The sequence below is a fragment of the Microbacterium sp. Root180 genome (assembly GCF_001428485.1).
In the GTDB taxonomy this organism is placed as follows: domain Bacteria; phylum Actinomycetota; class Actinomycetes; order Actinomycetales; family Microbacteriaceae; genus Microbacterium.
The window spans coordinates 187,940-214,008 of the sequence record NZ_LMHS01000001.1 but is presented as its reverse complement, the minus strand read 5'-3'; the positions used below and the strand labels follow the sequence as shown (position 1 = coordinate 214,008).

Genomic DNA, 26,069 nt, shown 5'->3' with positions numbered 1-26,069 from the left:
GGCCACCCTCCGGATCGGATCAGGATGCCTCGGCGCGAGGCTCCTCGACCGTGCGGCTCCCCGCGACCGGTCGGGCGGTGACGAGGATCGGCAGGTGATCGCTGAGGCCCTGGGGCAGCGTGCGCACCCGGTCGATCTCGAAGCCGATGGAGGTCGCGAAGTCGTAGTGCCCCCGGAAGAAGCGGTAGCGGGTGTAGGTGCGCGAGTCGCTGAGGTTCAGCTCGTAGCCCTGCTCGCGCACCTTCTGCCCGAGATGCTCCTTGAACACCGGATAGTTGTAGTCGCCGACCATCAGCGCCGGGATCCCCTCCCCCAGGCTCTGGAGCTCGTCGAGGGCGGTGCGGATCTGGTGACGGCGCAGCGAGTTGAGCGCGGTGAGCGGAGCAGCGTGGAAGGACGCCACGATCAGCTCACGTCCCTCGTCGATATCGTGCAGGCGCACGCCGAGCAGGCGCTCCTCCGCGGGCTTGAGCACGCGGTCGTGCAGTGACTTCTTCAGCGCGAGCGCGCGGACGTCCACGGCACGATAGGTGTTCTCGCGGTAGTACACGGCGAGCCCGAGGCGGTTGCGCTGCGTGGCGTCCGCGAGCCGCAGTCCCTCGATCTCCTCGGGCAGGTCACTCGTGTCGGCTTCCTGAAGACACAGCACGTCGGCGGCGTGGCCCGCGACCAGGTGGGCGAGCTCGCCCGCCGCGCGGTGTTTGCGCAGGTTGTACGAGATGACCTTCATGACGAGCACAGCCTAGGCCTGCAACGTGACCAGCGGTTGGCCATCACGTGGATCCTCCGCGCACTCACAGAGTCACGGTCGCGGCTGAGCCAGTACTGAGCGAATCCTCGCGGGGCACCCGACATCCGGACAGGGGTGCGCGGTACCATCGGAACACCTCGCCGTCGCGCGCGGAGCGTCGCACTGGGGTCGACGCCCGTCGCAGGTGAACACGCTGAACGAGAGACGCCGGACCATGAGTACCCCAGTAGACGAGCTGAAGACCGCAGTCATCATCGAGGACGACGCGGAGATCCGCCACATCCTCACCGAAGTGCTCGAGTCCGCCGGGTTCTCCACCATCTCCGTGGGAAACGGCATCGATGGGGTCCGTGCCGTCCTGACGTACCAGCCGCTCCTCGCGACGGTCGACGTCAACATGCCCGGCATCGACGGGTTCGAGGCGGCTCGCCGCATCCGCGCGGCACAGTCGGACACGTACATCATCATGCTCACCGGACTCAACGACGAGGCCGACGTGGTGGCGGGCCTGGGGGCCGGCGCCGACGACTACCTGCTCAAGCCGTTCCGCCCGCGCGAGCTCAGGGCGCGCGTCGAAGCGCTGCTGCGTCGCACGCGCGGCGACACCACGGTCCCCGTGAGCGTGACCTCCGCACCGCCCCAGGCACTCACGGAATCGTCGTTCCCCGCTGCTCGGCCCACGACCTCGGCGCCCGCTGCCTCGACCGACGCCACCGCGGCTGCGCTGCCGGCGGCATCCGCGGCGGTCCACGCCGACGACGCGTCCGCAGCGGACGGCTGGATGGCTCATCGCGACCTGCTCCTGCACGCCGAGAATCGGTTGGTGACGATCGACGGAGAGGACCTCGATCTCACGCGCACCGAGTTCGACCTCCTCGCGACGCTCCTCGAGTCCAAGCGGCGCGTGCGCAGCAAGGCCGACCTCACGCTGGTGCTCCGCGGCGAGTCCTACGTGACGAGCTACTTCGTGGGCGACGCGGACAAGCGCGCGGTCGAGGCGCACATGACCAACCTCCGGCGAAAGCTCGGAGACAACCCGACGAGCCCGCGCTACATCGAGACCGTGCGCGGCGTCGGGTACCGCCTCACATCGGAGCTGGCCTGAACGCCAGCGTTGTGACGAGATGCCCCGCCGTGACGGCGAGGCACCCGCATGGCGAACGCGTCGGGTTCGCCTCAGGACCGGGAGTGCCGGCGGCCGAGGCGCGTGAAGAGCCACCGCCGCGACAAGACGAACGCGCCGATCGTGAGCGAACCGGCGAGCACGGTGAGAAAGGTGAACCGCACGGACCGGGCGCCCGGGCCCATCGTGGTGAGAGAGCCGGTGCCGATCTGCAGCGACAGCAGCGAGTCGTCGACCTGGGCGTCCTTGGCCCACGGAGTGGACCGGTGGTTGCGCTCCATGACCTCACGCAGGGCCTGCGTCGAGAAGATCGAGAACCGACCGCCCATGATCGAGCGGTCATCGATCGAATAGATGGCCGAGATGCCGCCGATACGTGTGTCCGAGACGGCCTCGAACTCGAGACGCTCGACCGCCTTCGCGCCGGCGACGGCGTCGCCGTCGACGCCCAGGAGGTAATCGCACGCTTCTACCATCGTGTAGCCGTAGTTGAGGGCGTCGACCTTCCTGCCGGAGTTCTTGCCGATGTCGTGGACGAACACCTCGGTGAACTGCGCCCCCAGCTCGGTGACGAACTCGTGCGGGCCGGCGTACTTCGAGGCGATCTCGACGGTGGCGTCAGACGTGTTGCGCACCACGACATGGATCACGTCGGGCACGCGCGTCTGCGACAGCAGCGACTCGATGACCTCGGCGATCGAGGCCTGCTCGTTGAAGGCCGGGATGACACAGCCGATGGTCGAACGATGCGTCGGGGCGGCAGCCAGGTCGGTCACTGTCGTCCCTTTCGATCGATGCGGTCAGTGAGCGGCGCCAGTGCGGCGCCCTCGTCCAGCTTGAGCGACGCACCGCAACGGGATCGGCGCGCTCCCCTCTGCTTGCCTCAACGTTTCCACAAGAGTTCCGCAACGACGGCGCGCGCCAAGGTCCCGGATTCCAGCCGTCATGACCTCTAAAATCCCTGGTATGGCTCCCGATGAGCGGTCGGCCTCGGCGTTCGCCGCGCCGGGGACGCGCACGCGCTCGATCTGGCTGACGCAGCTCGTGCTCGCCGCGAGTCTGGTCATGATGGGCGTGCTCGTGCTCGCCCTGCAGCCCGAGCTGTTCGCACGATGGACATTCGCGGTCGGGATGCTGACCCTCATCGTGCTCACCCTCGCGACGCTCGCGATCCCGTGGGCCCGCCTGCCGCGGAACGCCGTGCTGGTCGTGCCCTTCCTCGACGCTCTTGCGATCGGCCTGCTGGCCGCCAGCAACACGCAGCTGCGGTTCGGGTTCCTCTGGGTGTTCCCGGTCATGTGGGTCGCGCTGCACTTCCGCGTCGTCTACCTCGGCGCCATGCTCGCGCTCATCGGGGCGATCCTGCTGCTCCACTCGGCGACGGAGCCCTCGAGCGAGTCGGCGCTGCGCGTCTTCACCGTCCTGCTCTCCCTGACCTTCCTGGGTATCACGGCGCACCTCGCGATGCGGCAGACCCATGCACTGCGTCGGCTTCTCGGCCGCCAGGCCGGACGCCTGACGGTGGCGCTCGGCCGCACGTCGGCTCAGGAGCGGCGCACGAGCGAGATCCTCAACGGCGTCGATACGGGCGTCGCGCGCCTGTCGCCGTCGGGCGACGTGCTGGCCGTGAACGACGCCTACGCCCGTCTCTACGGGCTCGACCCGCTCGACCCGAGCCTCCCCGCCCGCTCGGTCGAATACACCGAGCTGCGCGGCATGCCGGTCCCCCCGTCCGGGCGGCCTTTCGCGCGCGCCGCACGGGGCGAGCTGTTCGCCGACGCGCGCGTGTGGCTGTTCACTCCCGCCGGGGAATGGCGAGTGCTGTCGGTCACCGCGAAGCCTCTCGCGGCATCCGATCGCGAGGACGCCAGCATCCTGCTGGTCGTCCACGACGTCACCGCCATCACGCACGCCCAGCGGGAGCGCGAACGTCTGTCCGCGATGGCCTCGCACGAGCTGAAGCATCCGCTCACCGTCATGATCGGCAACGCAGAGCTCGCACTCGAGACCGAGAATCTCACGCCGAAGATGCGGCAGCGCCTCGAGGCGATCGTAGGGGCGAGCGAGCGGATGCTGGAGATGACCAACACGATGCTCCAGACATCGCGCACGGCATTCTCGGCACGCGAGGCGTACGACGACCTCGACCTGCGCCAGATCGTGGCGGACTCGGTCGAATCGTTCCGCGCGACGGCGAACGCGCACGAGGTCGACATCGCGCTGGACCTGGACGAGCGACTCCCCGTCACCGCCGACGGATTCCGTGTGCGCCAGGTCGTCGACAACCTCGTGAGCAACGCGATCAAGTACACCGCGCGCGAGGGTCGCGTGCGCATCGTCGGCGAACTCGACGGCGCGACCGTCTCGCTCGTGGTCTCCGACACCGGGATCGGCATCGCCGCGAGCGATCTGCCCAACATCCTCACGCCCTACTTCCGTACCGCGAAGGCCAAGGAGACGGCCAGCGGCACCGGACTCGGGCTCGGCATCACCCGCGAGATCATCACCGCGCACGGCGGCACGCTGTCCATCGACAGCGAACCCGGCGTGGGCACGACCGTGTCGGTGCGACTGCCCCGCAGCCAGCACGCCGTCGCCACCACCGGGATGGAGACCCGCGCATGAACGACCTCGCCGGCCTCGCCGGAGTGAACCTCGGCATCGCACAGGCCGCGATCACGACGCTCGCGACGATGCTCACGATCGGCGTCGGGTTTCTGAGCAAGCCGAGCGCGGCGACGCTGTACTGGTCGTTCGCGTTCGCGCTGGCGATGGTGGCGACGTTCGGCGTCGTGGCGGGCGGCCTCAACGACGCCGAGGTGCTGCGCCGGGCGTCGCTCGGGCTGCTGCTGGGTACTCCCGCGCTGCTGTGGTCGGGTTTCCGCGCCCTCTGGGGACTGCGCGCACACCTCTGGGCAGGACCCGTGCTCGCCGTCACGTCCGCAGCAGTGCTCATGGCGGTCGGCGACCTCGCCGCGTTCACTGTCGCCTATCGGACGGCATTCTTCGCGTCATCCGTCTTCGCGGGGCTGTTCTTCCTCGACTGGGTGCGGGTGCCCGCGCGGCGGCAGGACAAGGTCGTGCTGCCGCTGGCGATCGTGTCGGCGGCGTTCTTCGTCTTGGCACTCGGCACCCTCATCGCAGGGTTCGTCTTTCCGCCCTCCGGCGGCGACGACTTCGTGCTGCTGCGCACCGTCTCGTCCATCGGAATGGTCGTCTACGTCGGGTGCGCTCTGGTGGCCATCATGGGCGTCGCGACGCGCGACACCCCCTTCACGCGCGCTCCCGCTGCGACCTCCGACTGGCAGCGCTTCGAGAACACGGCGATCGATCGCCTCCTGCGCGCGCAGCGCACGTCCGAGGCGTGGTCGGTGGTCTATCTGCAGCTGGACGACGCGGCCGACATCCGCCAGACGGCGGGATCGGCGACCTTCGGGGCGCTCTCGGCGAGCCTCGAGGAGGCTGCCCGCCTCGCCTTCCCCGCTGAGACCGACGTCGGAAGCCCTGCCCCCGGCGCGACGGTCCTCCTCGTGCCCCGCACGGACGCGATCGTGCGCGACTGCCTCCGCGACGTGCTCGAGCGCGTCCCGCAGCTCGATGTCGACGGGCGGCTCCCCATCCGGCCCACGGCGAGCGCAGGATGGGCTCCGGCATCCATCCTGGGCTATGACCTCGATGCTCTCGTCTACACGGCGCGCGAGGCGGCGGGCGTCGCGGCGCAGAAGGGCGGCGACCGGTGGGAGCGGGTGAGCGCCGCCCTCGTCGAGGGCCTGCTCAACCGCACAGAGCGACTCTGAGCTCGGCGGCCGGGATCTACCGGCTCCGAGCGGATGCCGCATCCCGGCCGGTCACGGCAGGGCGCGACGGGCCCGCGTCTGCTCCGCGCGCTGATCCAGCAGTTCGTCGACCGGGTAGCCGACCTCGGTCAGTGTCAGCCCGCGGGCGGCGAGGACCTTGACCTCGGGCACTCGCTCACGCGCATCCCGGATCTCGACGATGTCCTCGATGTCCAGGCGGCCCTCCCCGACCGCGACGCACGCGCCGACGAGGGCGCGCACCATGCTGTGGCAGAACGCGTCCGCCTTGATGTTCGCCATCAGGACGCCACCTGGGTCGCGGTGCCAGTCGAATTCCAGGAGGGTGCGGATCGTCGTCGCCTCCTCGCGCGGCTTGCAGTAGGCGGCGAAGTCGTGGAGTCCGATGAGCGAGCGGGCCGCGGCATCCATGGTCCCGGCATCCAGTCGTGCGCGCACGGACGTCGTGCGGTGGCGCTCGAGCGGGTCGTAGCCCGCGACCCTGTCGGCGATGCGGTAGGCGTAGCGACGCCACACGGCCGAGAAGCGCGCGTCGAACCCGGGCGGTGCCGCGACGGATCGGGTGACGACGACGTCGGAGTAGGCGCCCACCACGCCGGTCAGCCGAGCGGCGAGGGCCGCGACGGGGTCCGACGACTCGCCCGCCGTCGCCCGCGAGCGGCCCGCCAGGACGCGATCGCGCTGCGCGTCGTCGAGATCGACGTGAGCGACCTGCCCGGTCGCATGGACTCCGGCATCGGTGCGGCCGGCCACGACGAGGCGCGGCTCACCGCCGAGCACGCGCGCGACGGCGCCCTCCAGCGTCTCCTGCACGGTGCGCAGTCCCGGCTGACGCGCCCAGCCGCGGAAGTGCGTCCCGTCGTAGGCGATGTCGAGGCGGATGCGCACCGCTCCAGCCTAGTTCCGCCGTGCCCCGCGACCCCGTCGGCCCAGGACGCTGGGCACGTGCAAGACCTGCCGGTGTGACCTCGGGCGTATCGGCGGGCGCATCGTAGAATGGCTGCTCCCCCACATACGGAACTCATGACGTCGACTGCGCGCTCCCTCCCCTCCCGGTACGCCGGGCTGGATGGGCTGCGTGCGATCGCGGTGGCGCTGGTGCTCGTGTACCACCTCTTCCCGCCCGCGCTCCTGCCGGGAGGCTTCGTCGGCGTGGACGTCTTCTTCGTCATCAGCGGCTTCCTCATCACCTCCCTGCTGCTGCGCGAGCACGACACCACGGGACGCATCCGGCTCGGCGCGTTCTGGATCCGACGCCTCCGCAGGCTGGTGCCCGCCCTCGTCCTCGTGGTGGCGGTCTGCTCGACGCTGGCCTGGCTGATCGGCGGGGACGTGCTGGTGCGGCTCGGCTCCCAGATCGTCGGAGCGGGGACCTTCAGCTACAACTGGCTCTCCATCGCCGCGGACACCGGCTACTTCGGCGGTGCGACCCCGGAGCTCTTCCGCAACTTCTGGTCTCTGTCGGTCGAGGAGCAGTTCTACGTCGTCTGGCCGCTCGTCCTTCCCCTCTTCCTCCTCCTGCCGCGAGGCGCGGCGCGCACGGCCGCCGCACTCGCTCTCGCCGCCGCGTCCGCGGTCTGGATGGGCTCGGTGGTGTCGGGGGGCGGCGACCTCACGCGCGCATACTTCGGCACCGACACGCACTCGTTCGGCATCCTGCTCGGGGTGGCGCTGGCGTTCCTGCTCGTGCCGGTCCTCTCGCGGCCGACGCAGGCCGAGAGCCCTCCCGCACTGCCGGGCGTCACCCTTCCGCCCGGCTGGACGCTCGCGCTGCCGACCTCCGCGCTTCCGGCGGCGCGGGCCTCGTGGATCGATCGCCCCGCCACGCGCACGGTCACCGGATGCCTCGGCATCGCCGCTCTCGCGGGCGTCGCCGTCGTCGCGGCCATCGCGCCGACGGACGGTGCGGTGACCTTCCCGGGCACGCTCCTGACGGCGAGCATCTGCACGGCGATCGCGATCGCCGCAGGCGTGTGGCCGCGCTCCTGGTTCGGCCCGGCGCTCGACGTGCAGCCGCTGCGCTGGATCGGCGACCGCTCGTACGGCATCTATCTGTGGCACTGGCCGCTGCTCGTGCTGGCGATGGCGGCAGTCCCCGGCGCCGACGTGCCGGTGTGGATGGGATTCGGCGTGCTCGCGCTCACCCTCATCGCCTCCGAGCTGTCCTACCGCTTCGTCGAGACGCCCATCCGCCGCCGAGGATTCCGCGCCTGCCTGCGCGGCCTGGTGGGACAGGCACGTGGCGGACCCCGCGGACACCTGCGCCTCGGCGCCGTCGTCATCGTGGCCGCGGTCGTGTTCGGAGGCACGTCTGCGGCGATCGCCGCGGCACCGGTCGCATCGACCGGCGAGACGGTCGTCGAGGCGGGCCAGGCGGCGCTCGAGCGAGCGACCGCGAGTCCCGCGCCGTCAGCGACGCCGACCGCTCTCGCGACCGCCTCGCCCGAACCCACGCCGGTGGTGGCGCAGCCGAACGGACCCCTGACCATGAAGCCGTCGCCCACGCCGAGCGCCACGCCGGTGACGGGGGATCAGATCACAGCGGTGGGCGACTCGGTGATGCTCGCTTCCGCACCGGCCCTGCTCGAGCAGCTTCCGGGGATCCAGGTCGATGCGGCGGTGTCGCGCTCCGCGTGGGCGGGCCCGGGGATCCTCGAGCAGCTGGCGGGCTCGGGCGCCCTGCGCCCCTACGTCGTGGTCGCGCTCGGCACCAACGGGCCGGTTGACCCCGGGTCGCTGGAGCGCATGGCCCAGATCGCGGGGCCGGATCGGCACCTGGTCCTCGTGAACGCCTTCGCTCCCCGCGATTGGATCCCCGGGGTCAATCACGACCTCGCGGAGTTCGCGAAGAGTCATCCGCGCGTCGTGGTCGCCGACTGGTCGACGGCGATAGGCACGCGCACCGACCTGCTCGCAGGCGACTCGATCCACCCGGGCGCCGCCGGCGGGAGGGTGTTCGCGGAGACGATCGCCCGAACGATCGACGAAGTGGAACGCGAACGGGCTCGCCGCCAGTACCAGAACGAGCTCCGCCTCTACGACCGGCTCTCCGACCGTCCGCTGCCGGTCGCCGAGTAGCCTCGCCGGCACCCCTGCCGCTCGCGGCGTCGCGGTGTCGCGGCGGCAGCCGCCCCTCCTCCCGCCCGCCCGGTCGGTCGGCGCATAACTCCTGCACTTCGCATGCGACTCGGGCAGCGCGACGCGTCGTTCGGCGGTCCGGCGCCGGCGGGCCCGCAAGGTGCAGGAGTTATGCGCCGACGTAGACGGGTCCCGGCCCCCCTGCCGCCCGCCTACCTCAGCAGGTCGGAGCGCGCGACATCCGCCAGCAGGGCCTCAACGTCCTCGGGGTGGAAGATGATGTCCTCGGCGAGCAGTCGAATCGTCGCGAAGCCGCGCCGCGCGGCTTCCTGATCGCGCCGGATGTCCCTGCGGCGCTGACTCCAATCACCGTGGTGGCTCTGCTGTCGCACTCGATGATGAGCTTTCCGGCGATGACGAAGTCGACCCGGCCCACTCCGCCCAGCTCGACCTGGACCTCGAAAGGGATGCCGAGCCGGCGCAGCATGAGGCGAACGAAGCTCTCGGTCCCCGACTCCGCGCGACCGTCAACAAGCCGGAGCAGCACGCCGTATTTGGCGGGTAGCGCGCGGAACAGCGTGCGCATCTCCGATTCGGACATCAGTCCGACGTACAGCACGCTGTCCAGAGCCGCGATCACCTCGCGTGGGGGCCGGCATGTCACGAGCGTGCGGATTGCGTCCTCGAGGCCAACCGCCTCACGGGTCGCAGGTTCGGTGAGATCTCCCCAGTGCACGCGAGCGATCGCACCATGCACGTCTCTGCGCCAGCGATCGCGCCGATGTCGAGGGCCGCGCACGCGAGACATCTCTCGCCCCACATGAACATGAACCCGCGCATCGTCGATCGTGAAGACGCCGGCAGCGGCCAGCGCTGAGACGCACGTCAGCCGGCCGCCGATGCGGACCGCGATATCGGCCGCCAGACTCGCGGTGCGGACGTAGTGGTCCCTTCTCAACCGGGTGAGGGTCCCGGAGCGCACGGCGCGCGTGATGCCCTTCGGCGTGAATCCGGCCTCGAGCAGCTCAGCGCGAGAGACCACTCGCTCGCCGTCAGTGGTGAAGTTCGACACCGCCGAACGTTCGCATCGCGGCAGAGGACGAAGCGATCGCGAGCCCTCGACGGTGGGTAAACCGCTCACGCGCGGCGCTTGTGGAGAAGGCGACGCCGCCATCGCGCACCGTCGGGCCGGCGCATAACTCCTGTACCTTGCGTCGTGCGCCGCACGCGTGGGCCGGAATCACGCGGGCCGGATGCCGCGCGCATACGAACGTGCAGGAGTTATGCGCCGCGGTGCCCCGCGTGGCGGGCGCCCCGGAACCGGCCGACCGCTTCCCCGCCAGCACACGCAGCGAGTCCCCGCAGACGCAGCGAGACCCGCGGGCCCGAAGGCCCGCGGGTCTCGCGGTGCAATGGTGGACGCCGGAGCGACCTGCCGGGCGCCGGGCCCGGACGCCGATTACTCGGACTTCTCCTCGGCGGGGGCCTCGACGGCCTCCTCGGCGGCGGCCTCGGCGGCAGCGCCCTCCTCCGGCGACTCGGCGCCGGCTTCGGCGGCCTCGTCGACGGCGGGGGTCTCCTCGGCGGCATCCTCGACAGGAGTCTCCTCGGCGACCGGAGCAGCCTTCGCGGCAGCCTTCTTGGCCGACTTCGCCTTCGGGGTCACGGGCTCGAGGACGAGCTCGATGACAGCCATGGGGGCGTTGTCGCCCTTGCGGTTGCCGACCTTGGTGATGCGCGTGTAGCCGCCCTCGCGGTCGGCCACCAGCGGCGCGATCTCGGTGAACAGGACGTGCACGACTTCCTTGTCACCGATGACCGACAGCACCCGGCGACGGGCATGCAGGTCGCCGCGCTTGGCGAAGGTGATCAGGCGCTCGGCGAGCGGACGGAGGCGCTTGGCCTTCGTCTCGGTCGTCTTGATCGACTTGTGCGTGAAGAGGGCCGCGGCGAGGTTCGCAAGCAGCAGGCGCTCGTGTGCGGGGCCGCCTCCGAGGCGGGGACCCTTGGTGGGCTTAGGCATTCTTGATTACTCCAGTGTGAAAGTCGATCGGGGGATCAGACGGTCTCGTCGTCGTAGCCGCCGTAGAAGTGCGCACCGTCGAACCCGGGGACCGAGTCCTTCAGCGACAGGCCGAGCGAGACGAGCTTGTCGCGCACCTCGTCGACCGACTTCTGACCGAAGTTGCGGATGTTCATGAGCTGCGTCTCGGACAGGGCGACGAGCTCCGACACGGTGTTGATGCCCTCGCGCTTGAGGCAGTTGTACGAGCGGACCGAGAGATCGAGATCCTCGATCGGCATCGACAGCTCGTTCGACAGGACGGTCTCGACCGGCGCGGGGCCGATCTCGATGCCCTCGGCCTCGACGTTGAGCTCGCGTGCCAGGCCGAACAGCTCGGTCAGCGTGCGACCGGCCGAAGCGACCGCGTCGCGCGGAGCGATCGAGGACTTGGACTCGACGTCCAGCACGAGCTTGTCGAAGTCGGTGCGCTCGCCCGCACGCGTCGCGTCGACGCGGTACGAGACCTTGAGCACCGGCGAGTAGATCGAGTCGATCGGGATCTGACCGGCCTCGGCGTACTCGTTGCGGTTCTGGGTCGCCGAGACGTAGCCGCGGCCACGCTCGATGGTGAGCTCGAGCTCGAACTTGGCGGTGTCGTTGAGCGTGGCGATGACGAGTTCGGGGTTGTGCACCTCGACACCGGCCGGAGCCGAGATGTCGGCGGCGGTGACCTCACCGGAGCCGGTCTTGCGCAGGTATGCCGTGATGGGCTCGTCCCGCTCGCTGGAGACGACCAGCTGCTTGATGTTGAGGATGATCTCGGTGACATCCTCCTTGACACCCGGGATGGTGCTGAACTCGTGGAGGACGCCGTCGATGCGGATCGACGTCACGGCTGCGCCGGGGATCGAAGACAGGAGGCTGCGACGCAGCGCGTTGCCGATCGTGTAGCCGAAGCCAGGCTCCAGCGGCTCGATGACGAAGCGGCTGCGGAACTCCCCGATCTTCTCCTCGGTCAGAGTGGGACGCTGTGCGATGAGCACTATGTGTTCCTTTCGATCACGTGCCCGCTATATGACACGTGCGGTGGGTGAGGTGTTGAATTTTTCTCAGGGCAGCCGCCGTTCGAGATGCGGATGCCGGAAGCGTGCGGTAGCCGGGGCACCGTGAGGGTGCCCCGGCTCCGGGAAATCAGACGCGGCGGCGCTTGGGCGGACGGCAGCCGTTGTGGGCCTGCGGCGTCACGTCCTGGATCGAGCCGACCTCGAGGCCGGCGGCCTGCAGCGAGCGGATCGCGGTCTCGCGGCCCGAGCCCGGGCCCTTCACGAAGACGTCGACCTTCTTGACGCCGTGCTCCTGCGCCTGGCGAGCGGCCGACTCGGCGGCCATGCCTGCGGCGTAGGGGGTCGACTTGCGCGAGCCCTTGAAGCCCACGCCACCCGACGACGCCCAGCTGATGACGGCGCCCGACGGGTCCGTGATCGAGACGATCGTGTTGTTGAACGTCGACTTGATGTGGGCCTGGCCCAACGCGATGTTCTTCTTCTCCTTGCGGCGCGGCTTGCGCGCGGCGGTCTTGGCCTGTGCCATGTTGCGTTCTCCCTAAATCCTGGGGGCCGCGCCTTAGCGCGCCTTCTTCTTGCCGGCGACGGTGCGCTTGGGGCCCTTGCGGGTACGCGCGTTCGTCTTGGTGCGCTGACCGCGCACGGGGAGGCCGCGGCGGTGACGCAGGCCCTCGTAGGAACCGATCTCGACCTTGCGGCGGATGTCGGCGGCGACCTCGCGGCGCAGGTCACCCTCCACCTTGAAGTTGCCTTCGATGTAGTCGCGGAGGGCGATGAGCTGGTCGTCGCTGAGGTCCTTGACGCGGATGTTCTCGTCGATCTCCGTAGCCTTGAGGATCTCGTTCGAGCGGGTACGGCCGACACCGTAGATGTAGGTGAGGGCGATCACCACGCGCTTGTCACGCGGGATGTCAACGCCGGCAAGACGTGCCATGCGGGTTTCTCCTAGGAGTGAGTGGAGGTGTGGAGCAGGATCGGTGCCCGGGCCTCCGCCCGAGGTGTCCCCCGCGAACGGGTTCTGATTCTGCCTGTGTCGTGTTCAGTTGTGGGATCGGATGTCTCGAGCCGAGGCATCCGGAAGCATGATCAGCCCTGGCGCTGCTTGTGGCGCGGGTTGGACTTGCAGATCACCATGACGCGGCCGTGGCGGCGGATGACCTTGCAGTGGTCGCAGATGGGCTTGACGGAGGGGTTGACCTTCATGATTCTTCTCTTCGCTGTCTTCGCCGGGCAGGCCGGAGCCTGGGGCGTTACTTCTCGACCGGTCAGCGGTAGCGGTAGACGATGCGTCCGCGGGTGAGGTCGTACGGGCTGAGCTCGACGACCACGCGGTCCTCGGGGATGATGCGGATGTAGTTCTGCCGCATCTTTCCCGAGATCGTGGCGAGCACCTTGTGTCCGTTGGTCAGCTCAACGCGGAACATCGCGTTGGGCAGGGCCTCGGACACGACGCCCTCGATCTCGATGACACCGTCTTTCTTCGCCATACGCTCGCTATCACTGCTTCTGCAGACCGGTCGGTCTGCGTTGGATGGGGATTGTGGTGCTCGGACACGCCGATGAAGGCGCAACGCACCAAAGATCAAGCATAGGTGATATCGGATGCCTCGGCAAACCGACTCAGGTGCTCCCCAGGCTCAGGGACGTCGCCGGCGCAACAGCGTCAGAGCGACCACGATCGTCCCGCCGACCAGAAGTGCGGCGCCGACGCCGATCGCCCACCACGAGACGGCTCCCCCCGTCGCCGGAAGGTCGGGAGAGACCTCGCCGCCACCGCCGGGGTCGACGGGGTCCACGGGGCTGACGGTGAAGACGTTCACGATGCTGAAGGACAGCGGCGCGAGTGCGGACTCCGCGGTGACGACGGTCGACGCCGGTGAGATCACGGGGTCAGCCCACGTACCGCCGTCGGCGATCGGTGCGATCTCGTGGACCGTGCAGGTCGCACCCACCGGGGCGGCGATGGGCTCGCTCACTCCCCCTGCCGTCAGCTCCCAATCGCCTTCGCCGACGACCTCGCCGGCGAGCGTGCACGACCACGTTCCGTCGAACGACACGTCCGGGGCGCCCGCGCCGGTGACGGACTTGGCGATGGTGAACGCCCCGAACAGCCGGGACAGGGTGTTGGTCACCGTCACGGCGATCGGCGTCTGCGCCGAATCCGCCGAGATCTGCACCAGCCCCGGAGTGATGACCGGGGTGGACCAGGCTCCGCCGAGCGGTGACGTCGGCGCGGTCTCGGCGATCGTGCACCAGGCTCCGACCGGCGCCTCGATCGGAGCGGAGGTCTCCCCCGCCGTGAGCTGCCAGCTGCCCGAGTCGAGGACGTCGGCGCCACCCTGGGTCGCGGCGCACTGCCAGGTGCCGGCGAACCCGTCCGCGAACGCGACCTCATCGGGATTGTCGACGATCTTTCGAATCGTGAAGGACCCGATGGCGAGGGCGTTGGTGACGGCGAACGCGAGCTGGGGCTCCTCGGAGGCCGCGGGCACGACGAAGTCCACGGGGGCCTCGACGTCCTCGCCGTTGAGCGTCCACGTCGGTGCCTGCCACGCCGCGAGGCTCGTCGGGTCGAAACTCAGCGTGCTCGCGAGAAGTCGGGCGCGATAGGTGAGGCCGACCGTCTCGGTGACCACGCAGGGTGCGCCGACCGGCAGGCCGTCGACCGTCGTCGTCTCGCCAGGGGCGACCTCCCACTCGACGATGAGCTGGCCGCCGTCCTCGAGCGAGCACGTCACCAGGCCGTGGAACGTCGTGTCCGAGGGAAGGGTAGCCGCGTCCTCCGGCGAGAGCACCTTCGAGATGGTGATCGAGCCCGGCTCGTCAGGGGCGATGACCGGAATGCACTCGAAGGGCGCGCTCACCCACGGATAGTTGTGGTGCTCATTGCCGACTCCGTCCATGAGGATCGTACCGTTGGTGTACAGCCGGCCGTTCGTGCTCGCCGTGACCCGCAGAGTCGGCTGCGCGGCATCCGGATTCGCATTCGGCACCAGGATCGAGCCGAGCACCTGGGACGACCCGGCGATGTGCACCGACGTCGCGTCAGCGAAATTCCACATGGTGCGGGCTGCGAGCACACCGAACAGCGGCGACGCCGGATCGTCGGCGCGCACGCCGTCCTCGGCGAAGTAGTTGGGAGCCCAGGTCACCGGGCCGCCCGCGACGTTGATGATCACGGCGGCGCCGTCGGGGATGTTCTCGAAGCCGATCGCGGGGCTGCCGGCCAGCGTCGCGGCGCCGACGTCGAAGACCTGCGTCGCGGACGTGCCGTCGCCGGTGAACGTCAGGAGGGCACCGATCGTGATGGTGCCGGTGGGTGGCAGCGCGTCGAAGCCCGCGGATTCGGCGGCGATCTCCGACCCCCACGTCGACCAGGGCGCGATCGCTGCGGCGCCCATCCCCTGCGTGAGGGTGCCGTTGTTGAGCTCGTAGTTGAGGCCGGACAGCTCGTAGTCGGGGATCGACTGCCCACCGATGGCGACGTCGCCGCCCAGGAGCTGTCCGCCGTCGAACGCGTTGGCGCCGACGTCGAGCACGGTGGTCGCACCGACGCTCACGTCGCCGCCCACCGCGAGCATCGTCGTCCCGGGCAGCGGCACGACCCCTGACCCGACGCCGACCCACCCGACGTTGAACCGGCCGCCCGCGCTCTTGTCGAACGAGGCATCGCCCCCGACGACGACCACGCCCTCCGCTTCTGCTGCCGCCTGGCGGACCTGGAAGCCGTCGCCGGCGTAGATCGCGACGTTCTGATCGGTCCAGACGGGATTCGTGTTGCCGGGACCTGGAATCGTGCCGTCCGGACACTCGCCGATCGCCGCCGTAGCCGGTGCGGCCACCCACGGCGCCACGACGAGCGCGCCCGCGGCGATCAACCCCCACGCCGCGACGGATGCCGTCGCGGCCGCTGCGAAGCGATTCGACGCCATGACGCTCCCTTGTCCCAGGCCGAAGCCTAGCGCGGGAGCTCCCTCCTACTGCAGAGCTGCCCGCAGATCCGCCTCGGGGTCGCCGGTCAGCGTGACGAACTCGCCGTTCAGGAGGACCGTCGGCGTGCCGATGCCGCCCGCGCCGGGGCGAACGGGGGTCTCCTCGGTCATCGCGGTGACGTAGTCGGAATAGACTCCGTCGTTCACGCACGACTCGATGCCGGTCACGCCGACGGACTCTGCGATCTGCAGGATCTGGTCATCGGTCAGTCCCGGCGTCCCCTCCTGGGGCTGGTTCGCGAACATCGCATTCATGAAGGGGAGGGATGCCTCGGCATCCGCCACCGCGACGCAGTACATCGCGTTCGCCGCGCGCGTCGAGTACTCGGTCCCCTGCGACTGGGCGTCGAGGATCGAGATCGGGTGGATGCCGAGTGTGATCGAGCCATCGTCGACCATCGCGGCGATGGTCTCACCGTAGATCTGCTCGAACTGGTTGCAGACCGGGCACATGAAGTCGATGTAGGTCTCGAGGTTGCTCGCCCCGTCGCCCACGAGGATCGCGCCGGTGTCGGGGTCGATGTTCGCGGCCGACGGCGCCTGGCCGGGCTCGGGTTTCGCGTCCTGGTTGTTGAGGGTCACGATGAAGATCGCGACGGCGGCGAGCGCGACCACGACGCCGACGCTCACCCAGATGGCGAACCAGTTGACCTTGCGAGGACCCTCAGCCATGACCCACTCCTATGCGATCTCGGTCGGCGTCACGCCGAAGGGTGCGAGCCCCGCCGCACCGCCGTCGGGTGCCGTGAGCACCCAGATACCACCATCGTGCACCGCGACGCTATGTTCCCAGTGGGAGCCGGCGGTGCCGTCGAGCGTCGAGACGGTCCAGCCGTCGTCCTCCACGAATGTCGTCTGGTCGCCGATCACGACCATCGGCTCGATGGCGAGGACGAGTCCCGGACGCACCTCGGGTCCGGGATCCGACACACGGTAGTTGAAGACCGAGGGCGACTCGTGCATCTTGCGGCCGATGCCGTGACCCACGTACTCGCGCAGGATGCCGTAGCCCGGCGCCGGCGCGTTCGCCTCGATGTGCTCCTGGATGGCGGCACCGATCTCGCCGAGGTGACGGGCGGTGGCGAGCTTCGCGATGCCGGCCCACAGCGACCCCTCGGTCACGTCGGACAGCCGCTGCCGCTCGGTGACGACATCGGGGCGATCGGGGTCGTCGAGCACGACGGTGAACGCGGAGTCGCCGTTCCAGCCCTGGAACTCGGCACCCGCGTCGATCGACAGGATGTCGCCCGGAGCGAGAGACCGCGCGCCCGGGATGCCGTGCACCACCTGCTCGTTCACCGATGCGCAGATGGTGTGACGGTAGCCGCGGACCATCTGGAAGTTCGACTTCGCGCCGCGTGCGGTGAGCACCGCGGATGCCGCGGCATCCAGCTCCTCCGTCGTCACGCCCGGGGCGATCAGATCCCGGACCGCGTCGAGCGCCGCCGCGGTGATGAGACCGGGCTCCACCATCGCCCGCAGGTGGGCGGGCGACTTGTAGATCGAACGGCGCAGCGACACGGCTCAGGCTGCGGCGGAGCGGATGAGCCCGCGCGCTTCGAGCGCCGCGATGATGCGATCGGTGATCTCGTCGAGCGTGCCGACGCCGTCGATCTCCTCGACGAGGCCGCGCACGCGGTAGAAGCCGAGGATCGGCGCCGTCTCGCGCTCGTAGATGGCGAGGCGGTTGGCGATGACCTCTTCGGTGTCGTCCGTGCGTCCCTGCTCCTGCGCGCGCAGCGACAGCCGCGCAATGCTCTCGTCCCGCGGCACGCTCAGCTCGATGACCGCGTCGAGGGTCTCGTCGCGTCCTTCGAGGAACTCGTCGAGGTGAGCGACCTGACTCACGTTTCGCGGGTAGCCGTCCAGCAGGAAGCCGCCCTCGGCGTCGGCGTGCGAGAGGCGTTCGCGCACGACCGCGCTGGTCAGCTCGTCCGACACCAGGTCGCCGGCCTCGATGACCGACTTCACCTGGAGACCGAGGTCGCTTCCGTCCGCTACGGCTGCCCGGAAGACGTCACCGGTGGAGACGGCCGGGATGCCGAACGCCTGTGCGATGCGGACGCCCTGCGTGCCCTTGCCCGAACCCTGCGGCCCGACGATCAGCAGTCGGGTCGCCGCGCCGTCCTGAGCCTGTCGAAGGGTCATCGCAGGAGCCCCTCGTAGTGGCGCTGCTGCAGCTGCGCATCGATCTGCTTGACGGTCTCGAGACCGACACCGACGATGATCAGGATCGAGGCGCCGCCGAACGGGAAGTTCTGGTTCGCGCCGACCGCCGCGAGGGCGATGAGCGGGAGCAGTGCGATGCAGCCGAGGTACAGCGAGCCGGGAAGCGTGATGCGCGTGAGCACGTAGTCGAGGTACTCCGCGGTCGGACGGCCCGCACGGATGCCGGGGATGAAGCCGCCGTACTTCTTCATGTTGTCGGCGACCTCGACCGGGTTGAACGTGATCGCGACGTAGAAGTACGTGAAGCCGACGATGAGCAGGAAGTACACCAGCATGTAGATCGGGTGGTCGCCGTTGGTGAAGTACTGCTGGATCCACGCCACCCACGGTGCGATCTGGTTGTCGGCGTCGGGCTGCGCGTTGAACTGCGCGATGAGGGCGGGGATGTACAGCAGCGACGAGGCGAAGATGACGGGCACGACGCCGGCCATGTTGACCTTGATGGGAATGTAGGTGTTGGTGCCGCCGTAGGTGCGGCGTCCGACCATGCGCTTGGCGTACTGCACCGGGATCCGGCGTTGCGACTGTTCGACGTACACCACCAGCGCGACCACGACTATTCCGACCGCGAGCACGAGGAGGAACACCTCGAAGCCGCGCGACTGCCAGATCGCCCACATCGACGCGGGGAAGGCGGCCGCGATCGAGGTGAAGATGAGGAGCGACATGCCGTTGCCGATGCCGCGCTCCGTGACCAGCTCGGCGAACCACATGATGAGGCCGGTGCCGGCGGTCATCGTGATGATCATGAGCAGCTGCGCCCACCACGCGTCGTTGGTGAGCAGCTGCTCGCACTCCGGGACGCCGGTCGACGGGAAGAGCTGACCGCTGCGGGCCACCGTCACGAGGGTGGTCGACTGCAGCAGCGCCAGCGCGATCGTGAGGTAACGGGTGTACTGCGTGAGCCGCGCCTGGCCCGCCTGGCCCTCCTTGTAGAGGGTCTCGAAGTGCGGGATGACGACACGCAGGAGCTGGACGATGATCGTCGCGGTGATGTACGGCATGACGCCCAGCGCGAAGATCGACAGCTGCAGCAGCGCGCCGCCCGAGAACAGGTTGACCAGCGAGAGCAGGCCCTGGGTTCCTGCCGACTGTCGCAGGCACTCCTGCACATTCGGGAAGTCGACGAACGGTGCGGGGATGTGCGCACCGAAGCGGTACAGGGCGATGATCGCCAGGGTGAATGCGATCTTCCGCCGCAGATCGGGAGTGCGGAAGACCCGCGCGATGGCGCTGAACAAGAGGATGCCTCCAGAAGGGATGCCGGCGCGCACAGCGACGTGCCGACGTCCAGGGTAACCCAGTGGGGGCCGGAGCAAGCTCCGGCCCCCACTGTGCGTACTACTTGACGGTGCCGCCCGCGGCGACGATCTTCTGCTCGGCGGAGCCCGAGACCTTGTCGACCGACACGTTGAGCTTCACCGAGATGTCTCCGGTGCCGAGCACCTTGACCTTCTCGTTCTTGCGGACCGCGCCCTTGGCGACGAGGTCGCCGATGGTGACATCGCCACCGGACGGGTACAGCTCCGCCAGCTTCTCCAGGTTCACGACCTGGTACTCGACGCGGAACGGGTTCTTGAACCCGCGCAGCTTCGGGGTGCGCATGTGCAGCGGCATCTGGCCGCCCTCGAAGCCGACCTTGACCTGGTAGCGGGCCTTGGTGCCCTTGGTGCCACGGCCGGCGGTCTTGCCCTTCGAGCCCTCACCGCGACCCACGCGGGTCTTGGCGGTGCGGGCTCCGGGGACCGGACGCAGGTGGTGCACCTTGAGGACACCCGGACGCGATGCCGGGGCATCCGCCTTCGGGGCCGCCTTCTTGGCCGGAGCCTTCTTGGCGGCAGGAGCCTTCTTGGCAGCAGGAGCCTTCTCGGCCTTGTCCGCAGCCTCGGCCTTGTCGGCCTTGGCGGCGGCGGCCTTGGCGGGCGCCTTCTTCTCGGCGGCCGGCTTCGCAGCGGCAGCCTTGGGAGCAGCCTTCTTGGCCGGGGCTGCCTTGGCGGATGCCTTCTTGGGGGCGTCCGTCTTCTTGGCAGTCTCGGCCGCGACGGCGGCCTCGTTCTTCTCGGCCTTCTCAGCCATCAGTCGATCTCCTCAACCTTCACGAGGTGGGCGACGGTCTTGACGTAGCCGCGCGTCTGCGCGTCGTCGGGACGGACGACCGAGTCGCCGATCCGCTTGAGACCGAGCGAACGCAGCGTGTCACGCTGGTTCTGCTTCTCACTCACCTTGGACTTGACCTGGGTAACCTTCAGGCGCGCGGCCATCAGACACCTGCCTTCGCAGCAGCCGCGGCCTCGGCCTCGGCACGGACGAGACGGGCGGGGGCGACCTGGTCGAAGTCGAGGCCACGACGTGCGGCGACCGCACGAGGCTCCTCGAGCTGCTTCAGCGCCGCGACCGTCGCGTGGACGATGTTGATCGTGTTCGACGAACCGAGCGACTTCGACAGGACGTCGTGGATGCCGGCGCACTCGAGCACGGCGCGCACCGGGCCACCGGCGATGACACCGGTACCGGCGGCGGCCGGACGAAGGAGCACGACACCAGCGGCGGCCTCACCCTGCACGGGGTGCGGGATGGTCGAGCCGACGCGGGGGACACGGAAGAAGTTGCGCTTGGCCTCTTCGACACCCTTCGAGATCGCCAGGGGGACCTCGCGGGCCTTGCCGTATCCGACGCCCACGACGCCGTTGCCGTCACCGACGACCACGAGCGCCGTGAAGCTGAACCGACGACCGCCCTTGACGACCTTCGACACACGGTTGATCGTGACGACGCGCTCCAGGAACTGGCTCTTGTCGGCATCGCGCGAACCGCGGTCGCGCTGATTGGCGTTGCGCTCGCGTCCGCCGCGACGCGGCTCGCGCTCACGCTCGGCGGGCGCCTCAGTGGTGGCGGCAGCAGCAGCCTGCTCGGTCACTTCGGTCTCCACGTTGTTGTTGGTTGTTTCGCTCACAGGTTCAAACCCCCTTCGCGAGCGCCGTCGGCGATCGCCGCGACACGGCCCGCGTAGCGGTTGCCACCGCGGTCGAACACGACGTCGGAGACGCCGGCAGCCTTCGCACGCTCGGCGACGAGCTCGCCGACCTTGCGGGCCTTGGCGGTCTTGTCACCGTCGAACGCGCGCAGATCGGTCTCGAGCGTCGAGGCCGAGGCCACGGTGCGGCCCTTGCTGTCGTCCACGACCTGCACGAAGACGTGGCGGGCCGAACGGGTGACGACGAGGCGCGGACGCTGCTCGGTGCCGACGACCTTCTTGCGAAGGCGGGCGTGACGACGCGCACGCGCGTCGGTCTTCGACTTCACAGCCATGGTTACTTACCAGCCTTTCCGGCCTTGCGCCGCACGACCTCGCCGGCGTAGCGCACGCCCTTGCCCTTGTACGGCTCGGGCTTGCGGATCTTGCGGATGTTGGCAGCCGCCTCGCCGACGGCCTGCTTGTCGATGCCGCTCACGGTGAGCTTGTTGTTGCCCTCGACCGTGAAGGTGATTCCCGCGGGCGGGTCGACGAGAACGGGGTGCGAGAAGCCGAGCGCGAACTCGACCGAGCTGCCCTTCTGCGCCACGCGGTAACCCGTACCGACGACCTCGAGGCCCTTGGTGTAGCCCTGGGTGACACCGATGATGTTGTTGTTGATGAGCGTGCGGGTCAGGCCGTGCAGCGAGCGCGAGGAGCGCTCGTCGTCGGGACGGGTCACGACGACCTGGCCCTCTTCGACCTTGACCTCGATGGGGCGCGCCACGGTGAGCGAGAGCTCGCCCTTGGGGCCCTTGACCGCGACATCCTGTCCGTCGACCGCAATGGTCACGCCGGCGGGGATGTCGATCGGGAGACGTCCGATACGCGACATGTCAGATCACCACACGTAGGCGAGGACTTCCCCACCCACGCCCTTCTGCTCGGCCTGACGGTCGGTGAGAAGACCGGAGGAGGTGGACAGGATGGCGACGCCGAGCCCGCCGAGGACACGGGGGATCTCGGTCGACTTCGCGTAGACGCGGAGGCCGGGCTTCGAGACGCGCTTGATGCCGGCGATCGACCGCTCGCGGTTCGGGCCGTACTTCAGCGTGAGGGTGAGCGTCTGGCCGACGCGGGCGTCCGAGACCTCCCAGGAGGAGATGTAGCCCTCCTGCTTGAGGATGTCGGCGATGTGGGTCTTGAGCTTGGAGCTCGGCAGCGACACAGAGTCGTGGTGCGCCGAGTTCGCGTTGCGCAGACGGGTCAGCATGTCTGCGACCGGGTCTGTCATTGTCATGTCAGTTTTCCTTTGTTCATGAGGTTTCGACTGCCGTTACACGACAGGCGACCTTCTATGAGTTCCCCGGGAGCCGGGTGGCTCCCAGGGAGATCTCGGCTCAGGCCTGAGCGTCCTCGGTGCGGAAGGGGAAGCCCAGGTGGCGCAGCAGCGCACGGCCTTCGGCATCCGTCTTCGCCGACGTCACGACCGTGATGTCGAAGCCGCGGACACGGTCGATCTTGTCCTGGTTGATCTCGTGGAACACGGACTGCTCCTGGAGACCGAACGTGTAGTTCCCGTTGCCGTCGAACTGCGTGGCCGACAGGCCGCGGAAGTCGCGGATGCGGGGCAGAGCGAGGTTGACCAGGCGGTCCACGAACTCCCACGCGCGGTCACCGCGGAGGGTGACGTGCGCGCCGATGGCCTGACCCTCGCGCAGCTTGAACTGCGCGATGGACTTGCGGGCCTTGGTGACGACCGGCTTCTGACCGGTGATCTTGGTGAGGTCGTCGACCGCACCATCGATCACCTTGCTGTCGCGAGCTGCCTCGCCGACGCCGGTGTTCACGACGACCTTGACGAGACCGGGGATCTGCATGACGTTCGGGTAGCCGAACTCGTCCTGCAGAAGCTTCTTGATCTCGGTGTTGTACTTCTGCTTCAGGCGGGGCTGGATCTTGCCAGCCTCCACGGCAGTGGCGGTGCTCATGTTCAGAGGTCCTTGCCTGACTTCTTCGCGTAGCGCACGCGAACGGTGCGCTTCACGCCGTCCTTCGTCTGCTCCTCGACGCGGTGACCGACGCGGGTCGGCTTCTTGGTCGAGGGGTCGACGACGGCGACGTTGGAGATGTGGATCGGGGCTTCCATCGTCTCGATGCCGCCCGTCTTGGTGCCGCGCTGGCTCTGGCCGACGCGGTTGTGCTTCGTGACGAAGTTCACGCCCTCGACGATGACGCGGTTCTGCTCGACAAGGACCTCGAGGACCTTGCCCTGCTTGCCGCGGTCGCCGCCGTTGGCCTGCTTCTTGCCTGTGAGGACCTGAACCAGGTCCCCCTTCTTGATCTTGGCCATGGGGTCAGATCACCTCCGGTGCGAGCGAGACGATCTTCATGAACTTCTTGTCACGGAGCTCACGACCGACCGGTCCGAAGATGCGGGTGCCACGGGGCTCCCCGTCGCTCTTCAGGATGACGGCGGCGTTCTCGTCGAACTTGATGTACGAGCCGTCGGGACGACGGGTCTGCTTCTTGGTGCGGACGACGACGGCCTTGACCACGTCGCCCTTCTTGACGTTGCCGCCCGGGATCGCATCCTTCACCGTTGCCACGATGATGTCGCCCAGACCGGCGTACCGGCGGTGCGAGCCACCGAGCACGCGGATCGTGAGCAGCTCCTTGGCGCCGGTGTTGTCGGCGACCTTCAGGCGGGATTCCTGCTGAATCACTTGTTACTCCTTGGGTTCCAAGCAAGCCGAGGGCTTACTTGGCCTTCTCGAGGATCTCGACCAGGCGCCAGCGCTTGGTGGCGCTCAGCGGACGGGTCTCGTTGATGAGGACGAGGTCGCCGATACCGGCCGTGTTGCCCTCGTCGTGGGCCTTGACCTTCGACGTGCGACGGATGACCTTGCCGTAGAGGGGGTGCTTCACGCGGTCCTCGACCTCGACGACGATCGTCTTGTCCATCTTGTCGCTCACGACGTAGCCGCGGCGGGACTTGCGGTAGCCACGGGCGTTCTCGTCGCGCACGTCGTGCGCGGCGGACTCGTGACCGGTCACCTGGTCCTTGACCTCGGCCTTGGCAGCCTTGGGAGCCGCAGCCTTGGGAGCGGCGGCCTTCTTGGCGGGAGCCTTCTTCTCAGTGGTCTCAGCCATTACTCGGCCTCTTCCTTCACGGCCTCGTCAGCGGCATCCGCCTTCTTGGCCTTCGTCTTCTTCGCCTTCGTCGCGGTCTCCAGCGGCGCGGGCGTGGCACGGATGCCGAGCTCGCGCTCACGGATCACGGTGTAGAGCCGCGCGATGTCGCGCTTGACCGCACGGATGCGGCCGTGGCTCTCGAGCTGGCCGGTGGCCGACTGGAAGCGCAGGTTGAACAGCTCTTCCTTGGCCTTGCGCAGCTCCTCGACGAGGCGCTGGTCTTCGAACGTGTCGAGCTCGCTCGGGGCGAGCGTCTTGGTGCCGATCGCCATTACGCGTCGCCCTCCTCGCGCTTGATGATGCGTGCCTTGAGAGGCAGCTTGTGAATGGCACGGGTCAGGGCCTCGCGAGCGAGTTCCTCGTTGACGCCGGCGACCTCGAAGAGGACGCGACCCGGCTTGACGTTTGCGACCCACCACTCGGGGGAACCCTTACCGGAACCCATGCGGGTCTCGGCCGGCTTCTTCGTGAGCGGACGGTCGGGGTAGATGTTGATCCACACCTTTCCGCCGCGCTTGATGTGACGGGTCATCGCGATACGAGCGGACTCGATCTGACGGTTCGTCACGTAAGCGGGCGTGAGGGCCTGGATGCCGAACTCACCGAACGACACCTTCGTGCCACCGGTGGCCTGACCCGAGCGGCCCGGGTGGTGCTGCTTGCGGTACTTGACCTTGCGGGGGATAAGCATTACGCCGATGCTCCTTCTGCGACGGGGGCCTCGGTGCGAGGGCCACGACGACCACGGTCGCCGCCACGGTCGTCACGACCGCGCGACTGCTTCGGCGCGTTCGCCTGCTCGCGCGCCAGTTCCTTGTTGGTGAGATCGCCCTTGTAGATCCAGACCTTCACGCCGATGCGGCCGAAGGTGGTCTTCGCCTCGTAGAAGCCGTAGTCGATGTTCGCGCGCAGCGTGTGCAGCGGCACACGACCCTCGCGGTAGAACTCCGAGCGGCTCATCTCGGCGCCGCCGAGGCGACCGGAGACCTGGATGCGGACGCCCTTGGCGCCGGCGCGCTGCGCACCCTGCAGGCCCTTGCGCATCGCGCGGCGGAATGCCACACGAGCGCTGAGCTGCTCGGCGATGCCCTGCGCGACGAGCTGAGCGTCGGCCTCGGGGTTCTTGACCTCGAGGATGTTCAGCTGGATCTGCTTGCCGGTGAGCTTCTCGAGGTCGGCGCGGATGCGCTCGGCCTCGGCGCCACGGCGACCGATCACGATGCCCGGGCGGGCAGTGTGGATGTCGACGCGGACGCGGTCACGGGTGCGCTCGATCTCGATGTTGCTGACACCCGCGCGGTCGAGCGAGGTCGTCAGCAGACGACGGATCTTGATGTCCTCGGCCACGTAGTCGGCGTAACGCTGTCCGGGCTTCGTCGAGTCCGAGAACCAACGCGACACATGGTCCGTGGTGATGCCGAGGCGGAAGCCGTACGGGTTGACCTTCTGGCCCATTACTTGCTCGCCTTCTTCGTCTTGGCAGCCGGTGCCGCCTCAGCGACCTCGGGCGTAGAGAGCACGACCGTGATGTGGCTCGTGCGCTTCTTGATCTGGAACGCGCGACCCTGGGCGCGGGGCTGGAAACGCTTGAGCGTCGTGCCCTCGTCGACGTACGCGTTGGCCACGTACAGGTCCTGCTCGTCCAGGTACTCGCCATCCTTGTCGGCCTTCACGCGAGCGTTCGCGATCGCCGAGGCGACGAGCTTGTAGATCGGCTCGCTCGCACCCTGCGGCGCGAACTTGAGGATGGCCAGGGCCTCCTCAGCCTGCTTGCCCTTGATGAGGGCGACGACACGACGAGCCTTCTGAGGGGTCACGCGGATGTGTCGCACACGTGCGATGGACTCCACCATTTCTCTCTCCT

The 26,069-nt window shown here is 68.7% G+C and carries 33 protein-coding genes; 4 read left to right on the top strand and 29 right to left on the bottom strand.

All coding sequences use genetic code 11. From position 1 onward, the window contains the following. Positions 1-19 precede the first annotated feature (19 nt). Positions 20-730: an endonuclease/exonuclease/phosphatase family protein gene (locus ASD93_RS00995; RefSeq protein ID WP_056117728.1), complete on the bottom strand. Its 711-nt coding sequence runs from the start codon at positions 728-730 to the stop codon at positions 20-22. 235 nt (positions 731-965) lie between these two features. Here ASD93_RS00995 and ASD93_RS00990 point away from each other — a divergent pair, with 235 nt between their 5' ends. Continuing rightward, the gene (locus ASD93_RS00990) at positions 966-1,856 is read left to right on the top strand and encodes a response regulator transcription factor (protein WP_056117725.1); all 891 of its coding nucleotides are present in this window, start codon (positions 966-968) and stop codon (positions 1,854-1,856) included. 71 nt (positions 1,857-1,927) lie between these two features. Here ASD93_RS00990 and ASD93_RS00985 read toward each other — a convergent pair whose 3' ends face one another. Next, a complete protein-coding gene (locus ASD93_RS00985; RefSeq protein WP_056117723.1) occupies positions 1,928-2,650 on the bottom strand; it encodes a glycosyltransferase in 723 nt (240 codons plus the stop codon). A gap of 190 nt (positions 2,651-2,840) precedes the next feature. Between ASD93_RS00985 and ASD93_RS00980 the strand changes: the two genes are divergently transcribed. Then, complete coding sequence (locus tag ASD93_RS00980) at positions 2,841-4,499, top strand: sensor histidine kinase (RefSeq protein ID WP_056117721.1); 1,659 nt, start codon at positions 2,841-2,843, stop codon at positions 4,497-4,499. Continuing rightward, positions 4,496-5,671: a hypothetical protein gene (locus ASD93_RS00975; RefSeq protein ID WP_056117719.1), complete on the top strand. Its 1,176-nt coding sequence runs from the start codon at positions 4,496-4,498 to the stop codon at positions 5,669-5,671. The genes ASD93_RS00980 and ASD93_RS00975 overlap by 4 nt, the downstream gene beginning before the upstream one ends. Before the next feature lie 51 nt (positions 5,672-5,722). Here the strand turns inward: ASD93_RS00975 and truA are convergent, their stop codons facing one another. Continuing rightward, positions 5,723-6,577 carry a tRNA pseudouridine(38-40) synthase TruA gene (gene truA / locus ASD93_RS00970; protein ID WP_056117717.1) on the bottom strand — a complete coding sequence of 285 codons (855 nt, stop codon included), beginning with the start codon at positions 6,575-6,577 and terminating at the stop codon, positions 5,723-5,725. 135 nt (positions 6,578-6,712) lie between these two features. Between truA and ASD93_RS00965 the strand changes: the two genes are divergently transcribed. After that, positions 6,713-8,767, top strand: a complete 2,055-nt coding sequence (locus ASD93_RS00965; RefSeq protein ID WP_056117716.1) for an acyltransferase family protein — start codon at positions 6,713-6,715, stop codon at positions 8,765-8,767. Between the two features lie 217 nt (positions 8,768-8,984). Here ASD93_RS00965 and ASD93_RS00960 read toward each other — a convergent pair whose 3' ends face one another. The 26 genes from ASD93_RS00960 to rplV form a co-directional block, all read right to left on the bottom strand. Beyond that, positions 8,985-9,839, bottom strand: coding sequence for a type IV toxin-antitoxin system AbiEi family antitoxin domain-containing protein (locus tag ASD93_RS00960; protein WP_056117714.1), 855 nt, complete (start codon positions 9,837-9,839; stop codon positions 8,985-8,987). Positions 9,840-10,226: 387 nt separating this feature from the next. Next, on the bottom strand, positions 10,227-10,790 hold the full coding sequence (rplQ, locus tag ASD93_RS00955; protein ID WP_056117711.1) for a 50S ribosomal protein L17: 564 nt from the start codon (positions 10,788-10,790) through the stop codon (positions 10,227-10,229). A gap of 35 nt (positions 10,791-10,825) precedes the next feature. Then, positions 10,826-11,815 carry a DNA-directed RNA polymerase subunit alpha gene (locus ASD93_RS00950; protein ID WP_056117710.1) on the bottom strand — a complete coding sequence of 330 codons (990 nt, stop codon included), beginning with the start codon at positions 11,813-11,815 and terminating at the stop codon, positions 10,826-10,828. A 148-nt stretch (positions 11,816-11,963) separates the two neighbouring features. After that, positions 11,964-12,362, bottom strand: a complete 399-nt coding sequence (gene rpsK, locus ASD93_RS00945; RefSeq protein ID WP_056117708.1) for a 30S ribosomal protein S11 — start codon at positions 12,360-12,362, stop codon at positions 11,964-11,966. A gap of 33 nt (positions 12,363-12,395) precedes the next feature. Further along, positions 12,396-12,770: a 30S ribosomal protein S13 gene (gene rpsM / locus ASD93_RS00940; RefSeq protein ID WP_056117706.1), complete on the bottom strand. Its 375-nt coding sequence runs from the start codon at positions 12,768-12,770 to the stop codon at positions 12,396-12,398. A gap of 152 nt (positions 12,771-12,922) precedes the next feature. Next, positions 12,923-13,039 carry a 50S ribosomal protein L36 gene (gene rpmJ / locus ASD93_RS00935; protein ID WP_005050492.1) on the bottom strand — a complete coding sequence of 39 codons (117 nt, stop codon included), beginning with the start codon at positions 13,037-13,039 and terminating at the stop codon, positions 12,923-12,925. A 62-nt stretch (positions 13,040-13,101) separates the two neighbouring features. Continuing rightward, positions 13,102-13,323, bottom strand: coding sequence for a translation initiation factor IF-1 (infA, locus tag ASD93_RS00930; protein WP_005050493.1), 222 nt, complete (start codon positions 13,321-13,323; stop codon positions 13,102-13,104). A 150-nt stretch (positions 13,324-13,473) separates the two neighbouring features. Next, entirely contained in the window at positions 13,474-15,768 is a 2,295-nt protein-coding gene (locus ASD93_RS00925) for a choice-of-anchor A family protein (RefSeq protein WP_056117703.1), read from the bottom strand. Between the two features lie 45 nt (positions 15,769-15,813). Then, on the bottom strand, positions 15,814-16,500 hold the full coding sequence (locus ASD93_RS00920) for a DsbA family protein (RefSeq protein WP_056117702.1): 687 nt from the start codon (positions 16,498-16,500) through the stop codon (positions 15,814-15,816). A 9-nt stretch (positions 16,501-16,509) separates the two neighbouring features. After that, entirely contained in the window at positions 16,510-17,349 is an 840-nt protein-coding gene (gene map, locus ASD93_RS00915) for a type I methionyl aminopeptidase (RefSeq protein ID WP_082569094.1), read from the bottom strand. Positions 17,350-17,352: 3 nt separating this feature from the next. Then, entirely contained in the window at positions 17,353-17,976 is a 624-nt protein-coding gene (locus tag ASD93_RS00910) for an adenylate kinase (RefSeq protein ID WP_056117700.1), read from the bottom strand. Continuing rightward, positions 17,973-19,298, bottom strand: coding sequence for a preprotein translocase subunit SecY (secY, locus tag ASD93_RS00905; protein ID WP_056117698.1), 1,326 nt, complete (start codon positions 19,296-19,298; stop codon positions 17,973-17,975). The genes ASD93_RS00910 and secY overlap by 4 nt, the downstream gene beginning before the upstream one ends. 100 nt (positions 19,299-19,398) lie before the next feature. Further along, a complete protein-coding gene (gene rplO, locus ASD93_RS15650; protein ID WP_082569093.1) occupies positions 19,399-20,133 on the bottom strand; it encodes a 50S ribosomal protein L15 in 735 nt (244 codons plus the stop codon). Beyond that, positions 20,133-20,318 carry a 50S ribosomal protein L30 gene (gene rpmD, locus ASD93_RS00895; protein WP_023954062.1) on the bottom strand — a complete coding sequence of 62 codons (186 nt, stop codon included), beginning with the start codon at positions 20,316-20,318 and terminating at the stop codon, positions 20,133-20,135. The genes rplO and rpmD overlap by 1 nt, the downstream gene beginning before the upstream one ends. After that, positions 20,318-21,010, bottom strand: coding sequence for a 30S ribosomal protein S5 (rpsE, locus tag ASD93_RS00890; protein ID WP_082569092.1), 693 nt, complete (start codon positions 21,008-21,010; stop codon positions 20,318-20,320). The genes rpmD and rpsE overlap by 1 nt, the downstream gene beginning before the upstream one ends. Further along, complete coding sequence (gene rplR / locus ASD93_RS00885; protein WP_056117695.1) at positions 21,007-21,366, bottom strand: 50S ribosomal protein L18; 360 nt, start codon at positions 21,364-21,366, stop codon at positions 21,007-21,009. Before rplR ends, rpsE begins: the two co-directional genes overlap by 4 nt. 2 nt (positions 21,367-21,368) lie before the next feature. Beyond that, the gene (gene rplF / locus ASD93_RS00880) at positions 21,369-21,905 is read right to left on the bottom strand and encodes a 50S ribosomal protein L6 (protein ID WP_056117693.1); all 537 of its coding nucleotides are present in this window, start codon (positions 21,903-21,905) and stop codon (positions 21,369-21,371) included. Positions 21,906-21,911: 6 nt separating this feature from the next. Continuing rightward, the gene (gene rpsH, locus ASD93_RS00875; protein WP_045275471.1) at positions 21,912-22,310 is read right to left on the bottom strand and encodes a 30S ribosomal protein S8; all 399 of its coding nucleotides are present in this window, start codon (positions 22,308-22,310) and stop codon (positions 21,912-21,914) included. A gap of 100 nt (positions 22,311-22,410) precedes the next feature. Then, complete coding sequence (gene rplE / locus ASD93_RS00870) at positions 22,411-23,001, bottom strand: 50S ribosomal protein L5 (RefSeq protein WP_056117691.1); 591 nt, start codon at positions 22,999-23,001, stop codon at positions 22,411-22,413. 2 nt (positions 23,002-23,003) lie between these two features. Continuing rightward, complete coding sequence (rplX, locus tag ASD93_RS00865; protein ID WP_056117690.1) at positions 23,004-23,363, bottom strand: 50S ribosomal protein L24; 360 nt, start codon at positions 23,361-23,363, stop codon at positions 23,004-23,006. 4 nt (positions 23,364-23,367) lie between these two features. Then, the gene (gene rplN / locus ASD93_RS00860; protein WP_056117688.1) at positions 23,368-23,736 is read right to left on the bottom strand and encodes a 50S ribosomal protein L14; all 369 of its coding nucleotides are present in this window, start codon (positions 23,734-23,736) and stop codon (positions 23,368-23,370) included. A 34-nt stretch (positions 23,737-23,770) separates the two neighbouring features. Further along, positions 23,771-24,163: a 30S ribosomal protein S17 gene (gene rpsQ, locus ASD93_RS00855; protein ID WP_082569091.1), complete on the bottom strand. Its 393-nt coding sequence runs from the start codon at positions 24,161-24,163 to the stop codon at positions 23,771-23,773. Then, positions 24,163-24,477: a 50S ribosomal protein L29 gene (gene rpmC, locus ASD93_RS00850; RefSeq protein WP_045275475.1), complete on the bottom strand. Its 315-nt coding sequence runs from the start codon at positions 24,475-24,477 to the stop codon at positions 24,163-24,165. Before rpmC ends, rpsQ begins: the two co-directional genes overlap by 1 nt. Further along, positions 24,477-24,896 (bottom strand): 50S ribosomal protein L16, encoded by a 420-nt coding sequence (rplP, locus tag ASD93_RS00845; protein WP_018171451.1) that lies wholly within the window; start codon positions 24,894-24,896, stop codon positions 24,477-24,479. The genes rpmC and rplP overlap by 1 nt, the downstream gene beginning before the upstream one ends. After that, complete coding sequence (rpsC, locus tag ASD93_RS00840; RefSeq protein WP_056117686.1) at positions 24,896-25,660, bottom strand: 30S ribosomal protein S3; 765 nt, start codon at positions 25,658-25,660, stop codon at positions 24,896-24,898. Before rpsC ends, rplP begins: the two co-directional genes overlap by 1 nt. Continuing rightward, positions 25,660-26,058: a 50S ribosomal protein L22 gene (gene rplV / locus ASD93_RS00835; protein ID WP_056117684.1), complete on the bottom strand. Its 399-nt coding sequence runs from the start codon at positions 26,056-26,058 to the stop codon at positions 25,660-25,662. The genes rpsC and rplV overlap by 1 nt, the downstream gene beginning before the upstream one ends. Positions 26,059-26,069: the final 11 nt, after the last annotated feature.